Annotated in this window: 17 protein-coding genes; 9 read left to right on the top strand and 8 right to left on the bottom strand. The window is 71.2% G+C overall.

Translation table 11 applies throughout. The annotated features are described in order from the left end of the window. Positions 1-6 precede the first annotated feature (6 nt). Entirely contained in the window at positions 7-1,527 is a 1,521-nt protein-coding gene (locus WME98_RS50060; protein ID WP_437948603.1) for a tryptophan 7-halogenase, read from the top strand. Between the two features lie 32 nt (positions 1,528-1,559). Continuing rightward, positions 1,560-2,681, top strand: coding sequence for a cupin-like domain-containing protein (locus WME98_RS50055; RefSeq protein ID WP_437948602.1), 1,122 nt, complete (start codon positions 1,560-1,562; stop codon positions 2,679-2,681). A 75-nt stretch (positions 2,682-2,756) separates the two neighbouring features. On the opposite strand, the gene WME98_RS50050 is transcribed toward WME98_RS50055, so the two are convergent. From WME98_RS50050 to WME98_RS50025, 6 genes are all read right to left on the bottom strand, one after another. Continuing rightward, a complete protein-coding gene (locus WME98_RS50050; protein ID WP_437948600.1) occupies positions 2,757-3,830 on the bottom strand; it encodes a hypothetical protein in 1,074 nt (357 codons plus the stop codon). 61 nt (positions 3,831-3,891) lie between these two features. Then, positions 3,892-4,965, bottom strand: a complete 1,074-nt coding sequence (locus WME98_RS50045; protein WP_437948599.1) for a hypothetical protein — start codon at positions 4,963-4,965, stop codon at positions 3,892-3,894. Then, positions 4,962-6,290, bottom strand: a complete 1,329-nt coding sequence (locus WME98_RS50040; RefSeq protein ID WP_437948598.1) for a FecR domain-containing protein — start codon at positions 6,288-6,290, stop codon at positions 4,962-4,964. Before WME98_RS50040 ends, WME98_RS50045 begins: the two co-directional genes overlap by 4 nt. Then, a complete protein-coding gene (locus WME98_RS50035) occupies positions 6,266-6,913 on the bottom strand; it encodes an RNA polymerase sigma factor (RefSeq protein WP_129576591.1) in 648 nt (215 codons plus the stop codon). The genes WME98_RS50040 and WME98_RS50035 overlap by 25 nt, the downstream gene beginning before the upstream one ends. Positions 6,914-6,958: 45 nt before the next feature. Continuing rightward, complete coding sequence (locus WME98_RS50030; RefSeq protein WP_437948596.1) at positions 6,959-8,458, bottom strand: DUF6896 domain-containing protein; 1,500 nt, start codon at positions 8,456-8,458, stop codon at positions 6,959-6,961. 135 nt (positions 8,459-8,593) lie between these two features. Continuing rightward, a complete protein-coding gene (locus tag WME98_RS50025; protein ID WP_437948595.1) occupies positions 8,594-9,859 on the bottom strand; it encodes a serine hydrolase domain-containing protein in 1,266 nt (421 codons plus the stop codon). Positions 9,860-10,102: 243 nt separating this feature from the next. On the opposite strand from WME98_RS50025, the gene WME98_RS50020 reads away from it, so the two are divergent. Then, a complete protein-coding gene (locus WME98_RS50020; RefSeq protein WP_437948594.1) occupies positions 10,103-10,540 on the top strand; it encodes a cation:proton antiporter domain-containing protein in 438 nt (145 codons plus the stop codon). Continuing rightward, a complete protein-coding gene (locus tag WME98_RS50015) occupies positions 10,498-11,118 on the top strand; it encodes a hypothetical protein (RefSeq protein WP_437948593.1) in 621 nt (206 codons plus the stop codon). Before WME98_RS50020 ends, WME98_RS50015 begins: the two co-directional genes overlap by 43 nt. Positions 11,119-11,205: 87 nt before the next feature. On the opposite strand, the gene WME98_RS50010 is transcribed toward WME98_RS50015, so the two are convergent. Together WME98_RS50010 and WME98_RS50005 are read right to left on the bottom strand one after the other, a co-directional pair. Next, positions 11,206-11,610, bottom strand: a complete 405-nt coding sequence (locus WME98_RS50010; RefSeq protein WP_437948592.1) for a DUF6184 family natural product biosynthesis lipoprotein — start codon at positions 11,608-11,610, stop codon at positions 11,206-11,208. Between the two features lie 462 nt (positions 11,611-12,072). Further along, a complete protein-coding gene (locus WME98_RS50005; protein ID WP_129576586.1) occupies positions 12,073-12,453 on the bottom strand; it encodes a sensory rhodopsin transducer in 381 nt (126 codons plus the stop codon). Between the two features lie 451 nt (positions 12,454-12,904). On the opposite strand from WME98_RS50005, the gene WME98_RS50000 reads away from it, so the two are divergent. The 5 genes from WME98_RS50000 (at position 12,905) to WME98_RS49980 (ending at position 19,235) form a co-directional block, all read left to right on the top strand. Then, a complete protein-coding gene (locus WME98_RS50000) occupies positions 12,905-13,339 on the top strand; it encodes a hypothetical protein (RefSeq protein ID WP_437948590.1) in 435 nt (144 codons plus the stop codon). Between the two features lie 197 nt (positions 13,340-13,536). Beyond that, entirely contained in the window at positions 13,537-14,454 is a 918-nt protein-coding gene (locus WME98_RS49995; protein ID WP_437948589.1) for a cation diffusion facilitator family transporter, read from the top strand. Between the two features lie 231 nt (positions 14,455-14,685). Continuing rightward, complete coding sequence (locus WME98_RS49990; RefSeq protein ID WP_437948587.1) at positions 14,686-15,252, top strand: vitamin K epoxide reductase family protein; 567 nt, start codon at positions 14,686-14,688, stop codon at positions 15,250-15,252. A gap of 246 nt (positions 15,253-15,498) precedes the next feature. Beyond that, positions 15,499-16,149, top strand: coding sequence for a cytochrome c3 family protein (locus WME98_RS49985; protein WP_437948585.1), 651 nt, complete (start codon positions 15,499-15,501; stop codon positions 16,147-16,149). 20 nt (positions 16,150-16,169) lie between these two features. Beyond that, positions 16,170-19,235 (top strand): 4Fe-4S dicluster domain-containing protein, encoded by a 3,066-nt coding sequence (locus tag WME98_RS49980; protein ID WP_437948584.1) that lies wholly within the window; start codon positions 16,170-16,172, stop codon positions 19,233-19,235. Positions 19,236-19,238: the final 3 nt, after the last annotated feature.

Below are 19,238 nucleotides of genomic sequence, written 5' to 3'. Positions count from 1 at the left end.
TGGGCGATGACACAAGCGACAGCGCAACAAGACGAGCAATTCGACGTGATCGTTCTAGGCGGGGGGCCCGGTGGGTCGTCTGTCGCCTCGTTCGTCGCGATGCAGGGCCACAGCGTGCTCCTGCTCGAAAAGGAGAAGTTCCCGCGTCATCAGATCGGCGAGTCCCTCTTGCCCGCCACCACGTACGGTATCTGCGGCCTGCTCGGGATCAGGGACCGTATCGAGCGGGCCGGTTTTACGCGCAAGCAAGGCGGCACGTTTCGCTGGGGCAAGAGCCCCGAGCCGTGGACCTTCCGGTTCGCCGAGAATCCCCGCGTCCCCGGCGGCTATGCATTCCAGGTCGAGCGCAGCGTGTTCGACAAGATGCTGCTCGACGCCGCGCGCGAGAAGGGCGTCGACGTCCGCGAGGAGCACCCCGTGGTGCGCGTGGAACAGGAAGACGGTCGGTTCTCTCGTGTGCGGTTCCGCGACGACCGTGGCAGCGAGCGAACCGCGACCGCGAAGTACATCGTCGACTCGGAGGGGCACCGCGGCCAGACCTACGCGCTGGTCGGCGAGCGAGTGTTCTCCCAGTTCTTCCAGAACGTGGCGCTCTACGGCTACTTCCTCGATGGCAAGCGTTTGCCCGCGCCGAGCTCGGGCAACATCCTGTGCGCCGCGTTTCGCGACGGCTGGTTCTGGTACATCCCGCTGTCCGACCGGCTCACCAGCGTCGGCGCGGTCGTGTCCCGCGAGGCCGCGCAGCGGATCCAGGATGGGCCCGAGCAGGCGTTCCAGGGCTTCGTGGACTCCTGCCCGATCATCGCAGAGTACCTCGCGTCCGCCACGCGCGTGACCGAGGGGGTGTACGGCGAATTTCGTGTCCGCAAGGATTACTCGTACTGCAACACGCAATTCTGGAAGCCCGGCCTGGTTCTGATCGGAGATGCCGCCTGCTTCATCGATCCGGTGTTCTCGTCAGGCGTTCACCTGGCGACCTACTCGGCGCTCCTGGCGGCGCGATCGATCAACAGCTGCCTCGCGGGTGACATCGACGAGGAAGAGGCGTTCGAAGAGTTCGAGTTCCGCTACCGGCGCGAGTTCGGAAACTTCTACCAGTTCTTGCTGTCGTTCTACGACATGCATCAGGAAGCGGACTCGTACTTCTGGAAGGCGCGCAAGGTGCTCAACACCGACGAGAAGGCCAACGACGCCTTCATCCGGTTGGTCGCGGGAGCATCGAGCGTCGACGAGCCGGTGTTCAACCACGCCGAGGACTTCTTTCGCTCCCGGCAGGGCATGGGCCAGTGGTTGGAGGGCATGCTGAGCAACCAGCTTGCGATGCAGGTCGACGGCCTGCCCGGCCAGAGCGCGCCAGCGACGCTCGAGGGCGGTCCGAACGCGGAGCAGTTCATGGAAGGCTTCACGGCCGAGGTGCGCCAGATCCAGACGCAAGCGATGTTCGGCCACCGCCGAGCACGCGAGAGCTCGGTGCGACCCCAGGGCCTGATCCCTTCGACCGATGGCTTCGCCTGGCAACGCGGATAGCCGAGGCCCGCTGGTTCGACACGAGGCCACGCATGCAATCTGAGCTACACACGAACCTGCACGACATCGTCCGTACGCTGCTGCCGTCGGTCGCCGACGGAAAGCCACAGACCGTCGTCCAGTTCACCGTGCGAGACAAGCGGCTGAGCGCTTATGTGGTCGTCGACCGGACCGAGCACGGCGAGGCGCTTCGTGTCGAGGACGGCAAGCACGGTCGTCCCGATGCGAGCATCTTCCTGTCCACGGCGGACCTCGCCGATATTGCGAGCCTGGGCTGCGTCCGCGGCCCGGTCTCGATGACCGGCAGCCCGCCGCTGCTCAGCTCGTTCCGCGATCGGTTCATGTCGATCTCGCCCGCGGGCAAGGCGCGGATCGAGGAGATCACCCGGGGCCAGATCGGCGCGGAGGTCGACCGCATCAGCATCGCAGCGCTCTCGCCGGCGGACTTCATCCAGCGCTACGCGATGGCGAGCCGCCCTGCCGTGATCGTCGACGCCATGCCCAAGCGGAACGCCTCTCCCTGGACGATCGAACGGATCCGCTCCGAGCTCGGCGAGGCGTCGGTCGAGGTGCGCACCGGCAACTATGCCGCGGACATCTACAAGGAGACGATGCAGACCAAGGAGCTGCGCCTCGCCGAGTACCTGGCGTCCCACGGTGATGGCCCGGCTGACTCCGCACAGGCCGACCCTCGTCCTTATGCCGCGAGCAATGGGGTTCCCTGGGACTGGCACCTCTGGCTCGATTATCCACCGTTCGTTCCAGAGGGCCTGTGCCAGTATGCAAAGTTCTGGATCGGCCCCGCCGGGACCAAGACGCCCCTGCATCGCGATTGGCTCGACAACTTCCTGTCACAGCTGGTCGGCACCAAGCGGATCGCGCTCGTCTCGCCCCACCACGCCCCTCTGCTTTCACCGAGGGTCATTCATGCCGGGCTCGACTCGTGCAACACGGTCGATCCCTTCGAGCCGCAGCATCAGGTCACCTCCAAGTGTGATCCTGTGTTCGTCACGTTGAACGCCGGTGAGATGCTGTTCTTGCCTGCGGGGTGGTTCCACGACGTCCGGTCGACGTCGTTTTCGTTCTCGGTGAATTTCTTTCTGATGCGAATCCCCTACGCCGTTTGCCCGCCGGACTTGACGACCTTGCTCTAGCGACGCGCGCAAGAACGTCGCGGCGGCTGCGAGCGCCTCGCGACGCTCGTTATCCGAAAGCTCTGCAAATTGCCCTCAGGGGCAGCTCGACGCGGTGTAGAGCCCGTCGGCGTCGAAGCCTCCATGGGTGAGGTCGGTATGGGACCCGTACACCCTGCACGAGACCCCGCTCTCGTCGATGCTCAGGATCTCGATGGTGCCGCCGTCGAACACGCCGCTGACGAGGTCATTCGGCGCGCAGGGCGTGCTCCACGAGCGGGTGAAGGACGCAGCGATGGCTGGATCCGTGAGATCCAGGATCCCGGGCTTCTGGTAGTCCGGCGGGAGGCGCAACGTCACGCGCGAGGTGCCGGTGCACGCGACGGATGACCAGGGATCCGCGCAGCTCTCGGCCGCGCTCCCGAGGAACAGGTAGAGCGCGTCGGGATCCGGGATCGGCCCGTCCGGAGGCGCGGCCAGCGCGGCGCCAGGGATCGCGCGCCCGGGCGAGGGCGGGAGCTGCGGCGGCGGATCGCCGCAGAAGGTGGCCGTGTAGTCGCCGCCGAAATCCACAGCGGGCGCGTACGGCACGCCGTTCAACTCGGTCTGCCACGCCGGCATCCCCCAATAGAGCTTCACTGAGACGGAGCTCGCGTCGCTGCTCACGATCTCGAGCGTCTTCTCCCACACCCCTCCGAGGGCGCTCGACCCGGCGCCGAGGGAGGCGTGGACGCCGCGTGAGGGGTCCGAGACGATTCCGTACGACATGATGCGAAAGTCCCTGAGATCGATGAGCCCGGGCCGGTTGAGCTCTGGCGGGATGAAGAACGCAAGCTGCCAGAAAGCGTGAGGGGCCGGAGGGTCGGTCAGCCCGTCCGGCGTCCGCCTGATCAGCGGCAGGCCGCACTCCTGCGCGGCATCACTGATGAAGAGCGCGAGCGAGTCGGGGTGCGGCTGGCGCTGGAACTGCATCTCGTTCCCCAGCACCTGCGCGTTGTGCGGATCTGACAACAGATCACCGTACCGCACGGCGATGGCGCTGCGCGAGGGCGGCTTCTCTATCGGCTCCTCCTTTACCGACTCTTCCTCCACCGGGAAGAGCACGATCGGGGCGCACCCGCCGTTCACGATCATCACCGCTGCCGCGAGGACCGTCATCCAATGTTCCATTCGATCACCTCCAAGGCGAGCTCACTCGAGTGAAGACCTCGGCGGTGCCGGTCACGGCTCATCAGAGCCAACCGAAATCGACGCCGGCTGAGGCGAGCACGATCGGCCGTCCCCAGGTCGCGGCCTCGCTGGCGCCGAGCTGGATCGAGACCCCTTGAACGATCACGCCGACCAGGACGTCGGCGCGGACGCGGAGCATGGGTGTGGGCGCGAAGGCGAGGCCGGCGCGCGCGAAGGGGGCCGCCGTCGCCGCGGAGACGGAGCGCGCGACGAAGCCTGCGCTCGCCGCTCCGTCGCTCTGGAGCGACACGGCCATCGCGCCGAGATCCACCGAAGGCGCCCACCGCGCCGCGCGGGGGGTCGGGACGAAGCGCAGGCCCACCCCGGCGAGCAGCGCCGCGAGATCGGCGCCGCCCAGCGCGCCTTCGACGCGCGGCCTCGCCAGCGGGATCGCCGCGAACCCGCTGACGCCGACATGCGCGCTGGGCATCCAGGCGACGCCGACATCGACGCTGGCCGCGGCGCTGAAGCCGCCGGGGCTGAAGAGCATGCCGGGAGCGAGCGAGAAGCGGAGCGCGGGCGGCGGCTTCTCCACGAGCGCGCCGGGGGCGGGGAGGGCCAGCTTCGCGCGGATCTCGGCCGTCGCAGGGACCTCGCCCGGCGGCGGCTCCGGCAAGGCGACCTCGAGGAGGCTCGCGCGCAGGAGATCGACCGTGCGCATCGCGAGCGCGGCGTCGCCGCTCTGCGCGCCCTCGGCGCCGGCCATCGCTCGAACGACGGTCTTGCCCGTGACGCGGTCGGCGATCCACACCTCCACGCCGCGCTCCGAGGGGACCGCGCGGATCGCGGCGACGGCGCCGGCCGCGCGCGCCGCTTCCTCCAGCGACGCGCGCGACGCCGCCTCGGTCGTGGGATCGATCAGCACGGCCCGGAAGCCCAGCGCCTCGAGCTCCGCCTGAACGCGGAGGCCGACGCGATCGCCGGGGGCGCAGAGGACCGCGACGGTGGAGGCCGCCTCCGCTGACGCCTCGTCGTCCGCGCGCACGGGCGGCGTGGCGGAGGCGAGCGCGACGAGCGCCGAACAGGCGAGGGCGAGCGCGGAAGAGCGGCGCGTCGCCGATGAGCGGCGCGTCATGGCGTCGCGCGCGCTCCACGAGCGAGCACCCTCCGCGCATAGGCCGCGTGCGGGCCGCTCGGGTGGGCCGCGAGGTAACGCTCCGCCGCGCGGCGCGCTCCGGCCTCGTCCCCCATTTCGTGCGCGGCTTCGATGAGGCGCCCCGCCGCCTCCGCGGCGTTCTCGCCGCCCGGCCGCTCGCTCAGAGACCGCGTGAACCAGCCCGCGGCGCCCGCGTGGTCCTTGCTTTGATCTTGCGCGATCCTCCCGAGCATGAAGGCCGCGGCCGCCGCCTCCGGCGAGCCGGGGAATCGCGCGCGGAGGGACGTGAAGGCCTGCCCCGCGCGCGCCGGGTTGCCGCCGAGCCGGGCCACGTCGCCGAGGGCGCGCAGATCATGAGCGCTCGCGGCCGCGCAGATCGCGTCGAACCCTTCGAGCTCGGCCGCCGCGAGGGCCTCTTTGTATCTCGCGTCGAGCGCGAGGGCGCGCCAGTCGGGTGCCGCCGGTCGCGCCGGCGCGGCCGTGACCTCGGCGCTCGCGCGGGCGTGCGGCGAAGGCGGCGCGGCCTCCACGACGCGCGCCGGCGGGCCAGGCGCGGACGCGCTCGGCGTCACCTCGACCGGCGGCGCGCTCGGCGCAGGCGCGCTGGGGATCGCGGCCGCGGGCGCGGGCGCCGGGGCCTCGTCGAGCGCGCCGACCTGGAGCGTGCCCTCCGCGGGCGAGATCGTGAGCCGCTCGCCCGCGCGAACCGCGCGCCCGTCACCGACGACCGGCCCCGAGACGGTGATCGCCCCTTCACGCAGCGCGACGACGAGCTGCTCCGCCGTGGGATCCCAGCGGATCTCGAAGCGCGTGCCGATCACATGGACCTGAAACGGACCGACGCGCACTCTCCAGCGCGTGTGATCGCCGTGGACGATGGAGAGATCGAGCGCGCCCCGCTCGAGCGCGATCTCGGCGCCGTCCGCGTCGACGGCGGCGACGCGGGCGCGCCCTCCCGGCGCGAGCAGGAGCCAGGATCCATCGGAGAAACGGATCGGGAGCTCGGCCGTGGACGGCGCCGCGAGCCACGCGCCGACGGCCCCGGGCTCGCCCGCGCCGAGCGTGAACTGGAGCGGCCGAGGTCGCATCACGACGCCCGCCACGATCGCGATCGCGAGCAGCGCCGCCGCGGAGATCGCGCTGAGCCGGACCGCGAGCGGCCTCGTCGGGGGCCGGGCGCGGAGCTCGGCCGCGCCGAGCCGCGCGCGCCCTCGCGCGTGGTCGAGCCGCGCCTCCGGCGCCTGATCTTGCAGCGCCGCGACGCGCCGACCCAGGTCGCTCAGCGATCGCTCGGATTTGCCCATCGGGTACCTCCCTCGATCCACGGCTCGAGCGCGGGGTGTCTGCGCGCCTCCGCCTCGAAGCGCGCGACGGCGCGGGCGAGGCGCCGCTTGACGGTCGCCAGCGAGGTCGCGCAAGCCGCGGCGACCTCGGTGAGCTCCATGTCGTCGATGAAGCGGAGCGCGAAGGCGATGCGCTCCTCGGCGGGGAGCGCCTCCAGCGCGGCGTAGGTGGCCCGCACCGCGTCGAGCACCTCGCCGGAGGGCCCGCTGGAGGCGACCTCGGGCAGCTCGTCGCCGGGCAGGAACCAGAGCCACCTCTGGCGCCGACGTCGGGTGATCGACGACCTCGCGACGTGGACCGCGATCATCGTGAGCCAGCCCTTGAGGCTCCTGGGATCCTCGAGCTTCGCGATCGAGCGAAGCGCGCGGACGAAGACGTCGTGGTGGAGGTCGGCGAGGTCTCGATCGAAGCCCAGAATCCGGTAGAGAACACGGTGGACGTGATCCGCGTGCCGTTCATAGAGGGCGTCGCGTGCCTCGGGATCCCCGCGCAGGAAGGCCTGGACGAGCTCGGCGTCATCGCCGACGAATGCGCCGCCGCGAGGCGCGGGCGGTGATTGGATGAGCTTGAGGCGAGCGCGCACGGAGGGGTCCTGCGCGTGAAGACTCCGGAGGGCCGGGCCCACGGCTCACGGGGAGCGACGAATCTTCGAACGCAGCAGGCCCGTCGCGAGGGACGCGTACCGCCGGCGCAGCCTCTCCAGGCATGACGCCATCCACGAGGGCAGGCTCGCCTCGAGGATGTCCTCCATGGTGTAGACGCGCCGCCGCTCACCCCGCCACTCGATCCACGTCTCGCGCCACGCCTCGCGCGGCTCCGCATGCGGCTCCGGCGCCTCGCCCTCCACGGCGCGCAGGAGGAGCCGGGCCTCTCGGGATGAGGATTCCCCGAGGATCTCCAGGGCATCCTCGGTCCCCAGGAGCGCGAGGCCTGCCGCGGCCTCCTGGCGGGCCAAGGGGATGTCCGAGCTCAGGACTTCGGCGAGGCGCTGCAGCCCTCGGCCGGGATCGAGCAGCGCCAGCATGTACGCGCTCTCGCCGGCCGCATGGCCGGCCGTCGTCGCGAGGAGCGTTACCAGACGGCCGCGCAGGCTGCTGGACAGGGCGACATCGACGGCGCTCCGGAGGGCCAGCCGGCAGGCCGTGGCGCGCACGTGAGGCTCGGGGGTGACCTCGCCGGTCGCGCGTTCGGCGACGTCGAGCAGAGGTTCGACGAAGCGAGGATCGCTCCAGTCCTCGATGATGTCGAGCGCGACACTCGTGACGCCGTCCAGGGGAGAGCGATGGAGCTGCGCGAGGACCGCTTTCTCTGCGTGCTGTCGACCCAGCCGGGCGAGGGCTCGCAGATCTGCCGCGTCGCCGGGCTCATAGGGGCCGGAGAGCCGTGATATGCGCTCGGAGACCTGCGCCTGCGCGGCTGCCTGGATGCTCGCCGGCACCGCCAGCGACGCCAGCTCGTCGGATGCCCGGACGAAGTCGCCGAGGAGGACCGCCAGCCACGCGCGCCGGAGCGGCGACTCGGACCGTGCGAGCTCTTCGAGGAGCGGCGCGAGGGCGCCCGCGAGCGTCTGGCCGGAAGCGGTGAGCACGACGCGGTGCTCGCCCGTGATGAGCTTCAGCGCCTTGAGCGTGCGAAGATCAGCCATCCACCAGGCCGCCGTACCTCCGGCGCCCTTCAACGGAGCCTCGATCCCCTCGGGCTCCGGGAGCGAATCGAGGTACCTCTGGTAGAACCAGGGGTCGATCGCGTCCGCGCCGTTCTCGTCGATGTCGACGTCGATCGCGGTGCCGTCGTCGTGCGTCAGGCAACAGCCGATCCCATGGAAGAAGTAGCTCCAGCCCTCCAGACCAGGGACCGGCCCCGCTTGGGGTCGGTCCACCGGAGCTCCGAGCGCGCCGTCCGTCGCGAGCCTCGCGAGGTCTCCATTCAGGTGCTGCTCCACGATCCGACCGACCCAGCGCTGGCGCGGGATGTGGCGATGGAGGGCGACGAGGAGCCACCGCGCCCACGGGTCCCCGGGGAGCTCGACGCCGAGATCGAGAGCAGCCCGCGCGACGCGCTCTGCGCTCTCCGGCTGCGTCTGCGCGGCCTGCGCGAGCCTCTGGCCGAGGGTATGCAGGTGGAGCATGGTGCGCGCAATCGTATCGAGCTCCGCTGGATGGCGGCAAGCGCCGGCGTCCAGGCGCGCCTCATCGCGGTGTCAATCCGCATCGGATACATCGTAGACGAGGCCTGCTGGCGAGAGGGGGCCGAAAGCCCAGCGTCATTCGGTGGCGACGTAGACGCTGCGCCAGAAACGCTCGAGAGCCCCCGAGAACAGGAAGCCGGCGGATTGTGTCATCACGATCCCGATCAGCCCGCGGCCCGGATCATTGATCCAGGACGTCCCGAACCCGCCGTCCCAGCCATAGCGCCCGGGCACCTCCGAGACGACGTCCGGCGCCGTGATGACGGCCAGCCCGTAACCCCAGCCGTGCGTCTCGAAGAAGCCCGGGAAAAACGAGGACGCCGCCTTCTGGGCCGGCGTGAGGTGATCGGCCGTCATCTCGCGCACCGAGGCGGCGCTCAAGAGCCGCCGGCCCTCGTGCACACCGCCGTTCATGAGCATGCGCGCGAACAGGAGGTAGTCGTCCACCGTCGACACGAGCCCGGCGGCGCCCGAAGGGAACGCCGGCGGGCTGGCATAGGCGCTCTCGGCCCCGTCGCGATCCATGCGCGTCTTCTCCCCGGTCTGCTCGTCGGTGAAGTAACCGCAGCCCGCGAACCGAGCGAGCTTGTCCGCCGGGACGTGAAAGTCGGTGTCCCGCATCCCGAGCGGCGCGAGGATGCGCTCGCGCACGAACGCATCGAAGCCCTGGTCGGCCACGCGCCCCACGAGCACCCCCTGCACCAGGCTCCCCGTGTTGTACATCCACTGCGCCCCCGGCTGATGCATGAGCGGCAGCGTCCCGAGCCGCCGGATCCACTCGTCTGGCCCGTGCGGCGTCATCGGCACCGGCTGCGCGTTGACGAGCCCGAGCTCGTCGATGGCCCGCTGGATCGGCAACGATGCGTCGAACAGGATTCCAAAGCCCATCGTGAACGTTATCAGGTCGCGCACCGTGATCGGCCGCTCCGCGGGCACCGTCTCGTCGATCGGACCATCGATGCGCGCCAGCACCTTCCGGTTCGCGAGCTCCGGCAACCATCGGTCGACGGGGGAGTCGAGGTCGAGCTTGCCTTCCTCGACGAGCATCATCACCGCCGTCGCGGTGACCGCCTTCGTCATCGAGGCGATCCGGAAGATCGTGTCCCGCCGCATGGGCGCGCTGCCGCCGAGCTCGGTCACGCCCACCGCGTCCACGCGCACGTCGTCGCCGCGCGCGACCAGCCAGACCGCTCCCGGCATCTGCCCCGCCGCCACCTCCGCCGCCATCACCTCGCGCGCGGGCCCCAGCGCGCCGGCCCCCGCGTCCTGCCCTGGCTGCCCCTCCTCCTCGGCCCCGCCCAACGCGCACCCCGGCGCCGCCACGCTGATCAAAGCTCCCATAAACTCCCGCCTTCTCATGACCGTCGATGCCTCTCCGAGCGGGGGCGCCTGCCCCTGCCGAGAGCACTGACTGCCCGCGCCCGAAAAAATCATCGGTGCCCCGTCACGATCGCCGCCGGGCGTTGCTCCGCCTGGCCGTCCGCTCGGGCGCCCGCCCCTGGACGAGCAAAGCTCGCTCGCCCGCGCTCAGCACGCCGCTTGCCATGTCCGGCCTGCACCCACACCGAGGAGCCACCCACCCTGATGCACGGCCTCACCGAGCGGCAGGTCCTGCTCTCGCTCGTCGCCCTCGCGCTCGTCCTCCTGACCGCGCGCGCCTTCGGCGAGCTCGCGCGGCGGCTGCGCCAGCCCGAGGTGCTCGGCGAGCTCTTCGGCGGCGTGGTGCTGGGCCCGTCCGTCGTCGGCGCGCTCGCTCCTGGGTTCCATCGAGTCCTCTTCCAGGATCCGGCGGTTGGGGTCGTGCTCTCCGGCATCTCCTGGATAGGCGCGCTCGTCCTGCTGCTCATGGCGGGTATCGAGGTCGATGTGAGCATTCTACGCAAGCAGGCGCGCCCCGGGACGCTCTCGGCGCTCGGCGCGATCGCGCCCCCGCTGCGAACGCCGGGGCCGCTGGTGCAGCGCATGCAGGGCACGTTGACGTGGGATCTCGACGTCTCGCCGCGACGCTCTGCGCAAGCCTGAGCCTCGGCGCCTGCTCGTACACCTCGCCGGTGCTCGCTCCGCCCGCGGACATCCGGCCGCCCCCTGCGGCCCAGCTCGAGCCGGACTCGCCGGATGACGAGGCCGACGAGGCGCTCCGCGCGTTCCGCGACGCGATCGCCGCGTACTCGGAGGCCGTTCGGTGGGCGGAGGCGGCGCAGCGGCCGCGGCTGGAGAGCCTCGTGCGGCTCGCGATCGTGCGGCTGGGCAAGGCGCTCGACAAGGCACCTTTCGCGCACACGACGGCCGGCGTCTCCCAGATCGCCGGCAGACTCCAGAACGATGCGGTCTGGTTCGATGTCGCCGCCCGGTACGCGAGCTTCCGCGCGGCGACGGAGCACGCGCTCCGCGACGCGGCGTCGGGCATGGAGGCGCTCGCGGCCGGCCCGTACCGCGGATCGAGCGGCGTGTCCGCTGCCGTAGGGGAGTTTCGGGGGGAGGCGGCGCGCCTTCACCCCGCGGACCGCGTACCCGCGTCCGACCAGCAGATCCTGACCGCGCTGCGCGCAGCCGAGCGGGCGCTCATCGCGCTCTACACCGCGTTCGCCCGTGAGGAGTGAGCCTCTCTCGGGCGCAGCCGAGCGGCGGCGTGCCGGTTGTGCCCTCTTCGCAACCATGACCGGAGCCGCGCCCGGTCCGAGCAGCGCCTAGCGCGCGTCGCGGCAGAGATCGCTGGAGCGACAGGCGACGACCCGCCCGAGGGTGTCGAACGGATTGCCGCAGCCCTCATTGCGTATCCCCTCCAGACACTCGTTCAGCTGCTTGGCGTCGATGCCGCCTGGGCACTCGCCGAAGGTCAGCTCGTCGCGCCACTCGGATCGGATCTTGTTCGAGCACGCATCCTTGCTCGAATACTCCCGGTCTTGTCCGATGTTGTTGCACCGCGCCTCGCGGTCGCACCGCGCCGCCACGATGCTATCGACGGCGCTGCCGACTGGCACCGGCGCCTCGCCTTGCGCGCCACCCGGGGTTTGGGCCTCCCCGCCTGACCGCTTTTCGCCGCCGCACGCCGCCGCGAGCAGGCTCATTCCCGACACCGAGATCAGGCCCACGACCAGCTTCCCAGCAATCTTTTGCATGGCTTCCCCTCCCTCACGACACGTCACATCAGAGATTCTCCGCTCGGCTCGTCGGTTCGACAGCCGGCGACGACCACGAGCAGAACCGTCCCCGACCAGAACAGCCGCATGCACGTTTCTCGCAACATGCCCCGACATCCTTGCGACGAGCGTGCCTCCGCTTGTGCCGAGATCGGCTGTCCTGTGCGACGGCAATGTCCTGCGCTCGGCCGGGCAGGATCGACTGACACGGGGCGCCGGGCTGGAGGTGCCGCCACGGGCTCGAAATGCGCTGCAGCAGGCGCCGCCATGCCCGCAGCCGGGAACGCGGCGCCCGGCCAGCCTCGGGGTGACGCTGCAAACGGGAGATGCTCCCGGAGAGGCGCCGGGCACAGCCGAGCGCCGTCACCACCGTGCGCACTCGTGAGCGCCAGCTCCTTGGCATAGAAGAGACCGTCACTCCCGGTCCGTGTAGGCGATCGTGCTGAGCAGCGCGTTCTCCGCCTGACGCGAGTCGAGCCGGGTATGCTGCACGACGATGGGAACGTCCGATTCGATCACGCTGGCATAGTCCGTATCGCGCGGGATCGGCTCGGGTTCGGTCAGGTCGTTGAACCGGACGTGCCGGGTGCGCCTCGCTGGAACGGTCACCCGGTAAGGCCCGGCGGGGTCGCGGTCGCTGAAGTAGACGGTGATGGCGACCTGCGCGTCCCGGTCCGACGCATTCAACAGGCAGGCCGTCTCATGGCTCGTCATCTGCGGTTCAGGTCCGTTGCTCCGGCCTGGGATGTAGCCCTCTGCGATTGCCCAGCGCGTCCGCCCGATCGGCTTGTCCATGTGTCCTCCCTCCTGGCTCCTCTTTGGCAGCCTCCCTCTGCTGTCCAGGAGCGATGGCCTCTTCGCTCGACGCGCTCGGGGATCCATGGCTGAGGATCCTCGCCGAGCGCTCCCTGCCGACCGGCGTGCTGACCGCCGACGGGCTTTGAAAGCACGCGACCGGACACGGGATGCCGGCGCGACGAGGCCGCCCCGCGTCTGATCCCGATCGTGACATCACGACGTCCGCCGGCGCCTCGGCAGGGCGGCGTGAGCGCTGCGCGGTCATGGTCGTCCTCGCGTCACCGCCACCCCCAGATTCACATCCCACCGCGGCACGACGCTTGCTCAAACTGCGACGACACGGCCGGGCGGCTGTGGCACCGTCCAGCCCGGACGCGAGCCCGAGAGGGACAGTGGGTCCGCCGTGGAGCAGAGAGGCGATCGAGGTGGGGAGATGAAACACGTTGACATGGGCCGACGAGTCGGCCGCCGGATAGGGCTCACGCTCGGTCTCCTCGCGAGCATGGCGCTCGCCGGCTGCGGCGGCCCGAGCGAGAAGACCGTGCAGGGCACGCGGCTCGCGCCCGGCGCCGATGCGCACGTCACCGCCGACGTCGACTCCGACGCCGCGACCACGCGGCTGGCGGTGGACGTCGTTCACCTCTCGCCGCCCGAGCGGATCGAGGCCGGCAGCGAGCGGTTCGTCGTCTGGCAGCGCCCGAGCTCCGAGTCCCCGTGGCGACGGGTCGGAGTGCTCGACTACAACGCTGCCAGCCGAAGAGGCAAGCTGGCCGAGACGACCGTGCCGCATGCCAACTTCGAGCTGCTCATCACCGTCGAGAAGCAGAGCAGCCCTCCGTCGCCATCGTCTGCCGCCGTCATCGGGCCGACGCCTGTCGGGTGACCGATCCCGGCGCCGATCAGCAGCGCTGAGCCCGCCAGCAGGCCCCAGAGCCCTGCCTCGATGGCCTTCCCCATCATCCTTGCGCACTCCTCCAGCGACGGCCGCATCGAAGCAACGGCCGTGCCGGCGCGGCTCCACGTGCGCGACAGGCGAGCGTCCTGGCGCGGCCTGCGCATCACTGGAAGGATCGGCGGAGCATGGAGAAAGAATCGAGGATCGCGATCTTTGGCGCCATCGCAGCCAACGTGGCGATCGCGGCGGTCAAGTTCATCGCCGCCGCCGTGACCGGCAGCTCGGCGATGCTCTCCGAGGGCGTGCACTCCCTCGTCGATACCGCAGACGGGCTCCTCCTCCTGCTCGGCAAGCACCGGAGCGCCCGCCCGCCCGACGCCGAGCATCCGTTCGGCCACGGCAAGGAGCTCTATTTCTGGACGCTGATCGTCGCCATCATGATCTTCGCCGCGGGCGGCGGCGTCTCGATCTACGAAGGGATCTTGCACCTCTTGCACCCGCGCCCGATCGAGGATCCGACGTGGAACTACGTTGTCCTCGGCGCAGCGGCCGTCTTCGAGGGGACGTCGCTCGCCATCTCGATCCACGAGTTCAAGAAGAAAGACGGACAGGGCTACCTCGCGGCGATGCGGTCCAGCAAGGACCCGACGACGTTCACGATCGTCCTGGAGGACTCCGCGGCGCTCGCCGGGCTCGCCATCGCCTTCCTCGGCGTCTGGCTCGGGCACCGCCTGGGAAACCCCTACCTCGACGGCGCGGCGTCGATCGGCATCGGCCTCGTGCTCGCGGCGGTCGCGGTCTTCCTCGCACAGCAGAGCCGTGGGCTCCTCGTGGGGGAGAGCGCGGACAGGGAGCTCCTCGCCGCGATCCGCGCGCTCGCCAGCGCAGATCCTGGCGTGTCGGCGGTGGGGCGGCCCCTGACGATGCACTTCGGTCCGCACGAAGTCCTGGTCGTCTTGCGCATCGAGTTCGACGCCGCGCTCACGGCGTCCGGGGTCGCGGAGGCGATCGAGCGCATCGAGACCCGGATACGGAGCGAGCGACCCGACGTGAAGCACATCTACGTCGAGGCCAGGTCGCTCCACCAGCGCGCGAGGGCGTGACGCGCCGTGGAGAGACCGCTCGCGGCCTCCGCCATCCTCCGCGGCGCCCGGGCTCGGGTAGCCCTCGCAGCAGGGCGCGCCTGGCGGGCAAACCGTGCAGACGTCGTCCTTCGACGCGAGGTACGCTGGTTGCAAGTCGTCACGCCGTATCGCGAGGTCCGGCAGCGCCGGAGCCCGGGCGGGCCGGGCGCACGAAGGCCCGGCGAGCGCGGGCGTTGAGGGGGCGACGTCATGAGGAAGGGCAGGGCGCATGGGGCGATGCTCGGCGGGCGAGATGACGGCTGGCGTCGCGGCCTCCCCGGCGCCGGCGCGCTTCGCGCCGCGCTCCAGCGCGGTCGCTCGCGCGATCTCGCCCGGCGCCGGCTCATCGCCGGCGTGTCCCTCGCCGGCGGCGCCAGCATGGCGGTCGTCTCGCTGTTCCAGCTCGGGATCATCGAGCGCCTGCCCGATCCTCCGCTTCCAGGGTTCGATTCGGCCAAGGTGACGAGCTCCGATATCGCGTTCGGGCTCACGATGCCGGACGCGCCGCTCGCGCTCACCAGCTTCGCGTCCAACCTCGCGCTGGCCGGCTGGGGGGGCGCCGAGCGCGCCAGGAACACCCCCTGGATCCCCGTCGCCGTGGCGGCCAAGGCGGCCGTCGAGGCGGCCGTGTCCGGATGGCTCCTCGTCCAGATGCGACGGCGGGAGCGGGCCTGGTGCGCGTACTGCCTGGTCGCCATGGCGGCCAACATGGCCGTGTTCGCGCTCTCGCTCCCGGAAGGGTGGGCGGCGCTGGGGAAGGCGCGAGCGCGCTCGTGACAGGACGGCGCGGGCAGCCCCGGCCATCGGAGGCCGGCGCGCCCCCGCTCCGGCACGCCCCGGCCCCCCGGCCCGCGCCGCGGTGAGCTCCCGCGGACAGGGCGCGTACCGTGGACCCCGCACGCGCCGCGTCGGCGGACATCCCCGGCGGCCCGCGCGGCGAGGCCGGCGCAACTCCGGCCCGCCGCCGGGCATCGACATCTCCCGTGAGCAAGGGCACTCCGCTCCTGCCCGCGTCCGCGAACGATGGCTGCGCTGTTTCCACCCTGGAGCAACTCCGTTTACCGCGTGGCGCTCGTCGGGCTCGTCGCCTCGGCGGGCGGCGCCATCCTCGCGCTCATGATCTACGTCCGCACGCCGTGGAAGCGATACCAGTTCGAGCCCGTCGATCAGCCGGTGCAGTTCGATCACCGCCATCACGTGCAGGACGACGCCATCGATTGCGTCTACTGCCACACCACGGTGACCCGCTCGCCGACGGCGGGGATGCCGCCGACGGCCACGTGCATGGGGTGCCATAGCCAGATCTGGAATCAGAGCGTCATGCTCGAGCCCGTGCGGCGGAGCTGGTTCTCCGGCATGCCGATCCCGTGGAACCGGGTGAACTCCGTGCCCGACTTCGTCTATTTCAACCACGCGATCCACGTGAACAAGGGCGTGGGCTGCGTGAGCTGCCACGGGCGCGTGGACGAGATGGCGGCCGTCTACAAGGTGGCGCCGATGACGATGGGCTGGTGCCTGGAGTGCCATCGCCTGCCGGAGCCGCACCTGCGCCCGCTCTCCGCGATCACCGACATGCGCTGGGACCCGGGGGAGCGGAGGGATGAGCTCGGGGCGAAGCTCGCGAAGGAGTACGGGGTCCGGCGGCTCACGCACTGCACAGCGTGCCATCGATGAACGATGAACAGGGGAACTCCTTGAAAGACGCAGATGAGATGAAGGAACGGTGGCTAGAGGCGCTCGGGACGGCGGGAGAGCGCGCGTCCTACAGGCTGCTGGCGCCGCTCATCGAGAGCCCGGAGCTCCGCGCGCTCGCCGCGGGCGAACCGCCCCGGGGCGTGGACGAGCCGGCGGGCGTCAGCCGCCGCGCGCTGCTCAAGCTGCTCGGCGCGAGCATGGCGCTCGCCGGCGTCGCGGGCTGCACCCCGCATGAGCCCGAGAAGATCCTGCCGTACAACGAGACCCCGCCCGGCGTCGTGCCGGGTCTCTCCCAGTCCTACGCGACGAGCATGGTGCTCGACGGGTATGCCATGGGCCTCCTCGCCAAGAGCTACGCGGGGCGGCCCATCAAGATCGAGGGCAACCCCGCGCACCCGGCGAGCCTCGGCGCGACCGGCGTCCACGAGCAGGCCTCGATCCTCTCGCTGTATGACCCGTACCGCGCGCGCGCGCCGACGCGCGGCGGCCAGGTCGCGTCGTGGGAGGCGCTCTCCGCGCGCTTCGGCGGCGACCGCGAGGACGGCGGCGCTGGCCTCCGCTTCGTCCTCCAGCCCACGAGCTCGCCCCTCATCGCCGCGCTGATCGAGCGCGTCCGGCGCAGGTTCCCCGGCGCGCGGTTCACCTTCTGGTCGCCCGTCCACGCCGAGCACGCGCTCGAAGGCGCGCGGGCGGCGCTCGGCCTTGGGCTGTTGCCTCAGCTCGACTTCGACCAGGCGGAGGTGATCCTCGCGCTGGACGCGGACTTCCTCGCGGACATGCCGTTCAGCGTGCGCTATGCGCGCGACTTCGCCTCGCGGCGCCGCCCCGCGAGCCCGGCGGCGGCCATGAGCCGCCTCTACGTCGCGGAGGCGATGTTCACGCCCACGGGGACGCTCGCCGACCACCGGCTCCGCGTGCGGCCCGCCGAGGTCGCGCGCGTCGCGGCCGGCGTCGCGGCGGAGCTCGTGCACGGCCTCGGCCTGCGCCCGCGCGGGATCACGGACGCCGACGCCGCCGCGCTGCGCGCGCTCCGCCCCCCGGACGGCGAGGGGCACGGCGCCTTCGTCCGGGCGCTCGCGCGCGATCTCGCGCGCGCGGGGGGCGCCGGCGTCGCCGTCGTCGGCGACGGCCAGCCACCCATCGTCCACGCCCTCGGGCACGTCATCAACGCCGCGCTCCGCAGCCGGGCGGCCTGGATGGTCGATCCTGTGCTGATCGACGCGGGCCCCTCCACACAGAGCTTCTCCGAGCTCGTCGGCGAGCTCGGGCGCGGCGCGGTCGACACCTTGATCCTCCTCGACGTGAACCCCGTGTACGCCGCGCCGGCCGACGTCGATTTCGCGGGCCTCCTCGCGCGCGTGCCCACGAGCTTGAAGGCCGGGCTCTACGACGACGAGACCGCCCGCGCTTGCACGTGGTTCGTGCCGACCCGGCATTACCTCGAGTCGTGGGGGGACGCGCGGGCGTACGACGGGACGGTCTCGTTCGTGCAACCCCTCGTCCGGCCGCTGTTCGACGGCCGGGCGGTGCCCGAGCTCCTCGCCGCCTTCGCGGGGGACGAGCGCCCGGATCCCCGGCTGCTGCTGCGCGAGCACTGGCGCGGCGAGCGCGGAGAGGCGGATTTCGAGGGCTTCTGGGGCGAGGCATTGAAGCGCGGCTTCCTCCCTGACAGCGCCCGGCCGAGGCAGACACCGGATCTCGCGCCGGCCGACCTCGCCCAGGAGCTCGCGCGGCTCGCCGCCGCGCCGCGGCCGGCCGGCGGCGCGCTCGACGTGGCGTTCCTCAGGTCGCCGTCGCTCCACGACGGCAGGTTCGCCAACAACCCCTGGCTGCAAGAGCTCCCGCGGCCGATCACCAGGCTCACCTGGGGCAACGCCGCCATGATGAGCGCGGCGACCGCGGCGCGGCTCGGCGTCGAGCGCGGCGATGTCGTCGAGCTCGCGCTGCGCGGCCGCACGATCGAGATCCCGGCCGTCGTCGTCCGCGGGCACGCCGACGACGTGATCAGCGTCGACCTCGGCTACGGGCGCGACGCCGGCGAGGAGGTCGCGCGCGGGGTGGGCGTGTCGGCGTATCGGATCCGCCCGTCGGACGCGCGGTGGTTCGCGGGGGGCCTCTCCGTGAGGAAGACCGGCGCCACGGCGGCGCTCGCGCTGGCTCAGCTCGAGCTCTCGCAGCACGACCGCCCCATCGCGCTCAGGAGGACGCTGCCGCAGTACCGTGAACAGCCCGGTTTCGCGGAGGAGCACAAGGGGCCGGTCCGCTCGATCCTGCCGGAGGTCCAGTACACCGGCGCGCAATGGGCGATGTCCATCGATATGTCGATCTGCACCGGGTGCTCCTCGTGCGTCGTGGCCTGCCAGGCCGAGAACAACGTCCTCGTCGTCGGCAAGGAGGAGGTGATGCATGGCCGCGAGATGCAGTGGTTGCGGATCGATCAGTACTTCGAGGGGGGAGGCGACGAGGTGAGCGTCGTCAACCAGCCGATGCTCTGCCAGCACTGCGAGAAGGCGCCGTGCGAGTACGTCTGTCCGGTGAACGCGACGGTCCACAGCCCCGACGGCCTCAACGAGATGATCTACAACCGATGCATCGGGACGCGCTTTTGCTCCAACAACTGCCCGTACAAGATCCGGCGGTTCAATTTCTTCGACTACAATGCGCACGTCCCGTACAACGCCGGCCTCCGCAGGCTCCAGCGCAACCCGGACGTCACCGTCCGCGCCCGCGGCGTCATGGAGAAATGCACGTATTGCGTGCAGCGGATCCGCGAGGCGGACATCCGCGCGCAGATCGAGCGGCGGCCGCTCCGGCCGGGCGAGGTGGTCACCGCCTGCCAGCAGGCCTGTCCGACCGGCGCGATCCAGTTCGGATCGCTGGATCACGCGGATACCAAGATGGTCGCGTGGCGCAGGGAGCCGCGCGCGTACGCCGTGCTCCACGACCTCGGCACCCGGCCGCGGACGGAGTACCTCGCCAAGATCGAGAACCCGAACCCGGGGCTCGGGGCGGAGGGCGCCGAGAGGCGACCCGGAGCCCCGAACGTCAAACCCGAGATTGAATGAGCC

The organism is Sorangium sp. So ce296 (genome assembly GCF_051529605.1).
Lineage (GTDB): Bacteria > Myxococcota_A > Polyangia > Polyangiales > Polyangiaceae > Sorangium > Sorangium cellulosum_D.
This window is presented reverse-complemented; position numbering and strand designations above follow the sequence as displayed.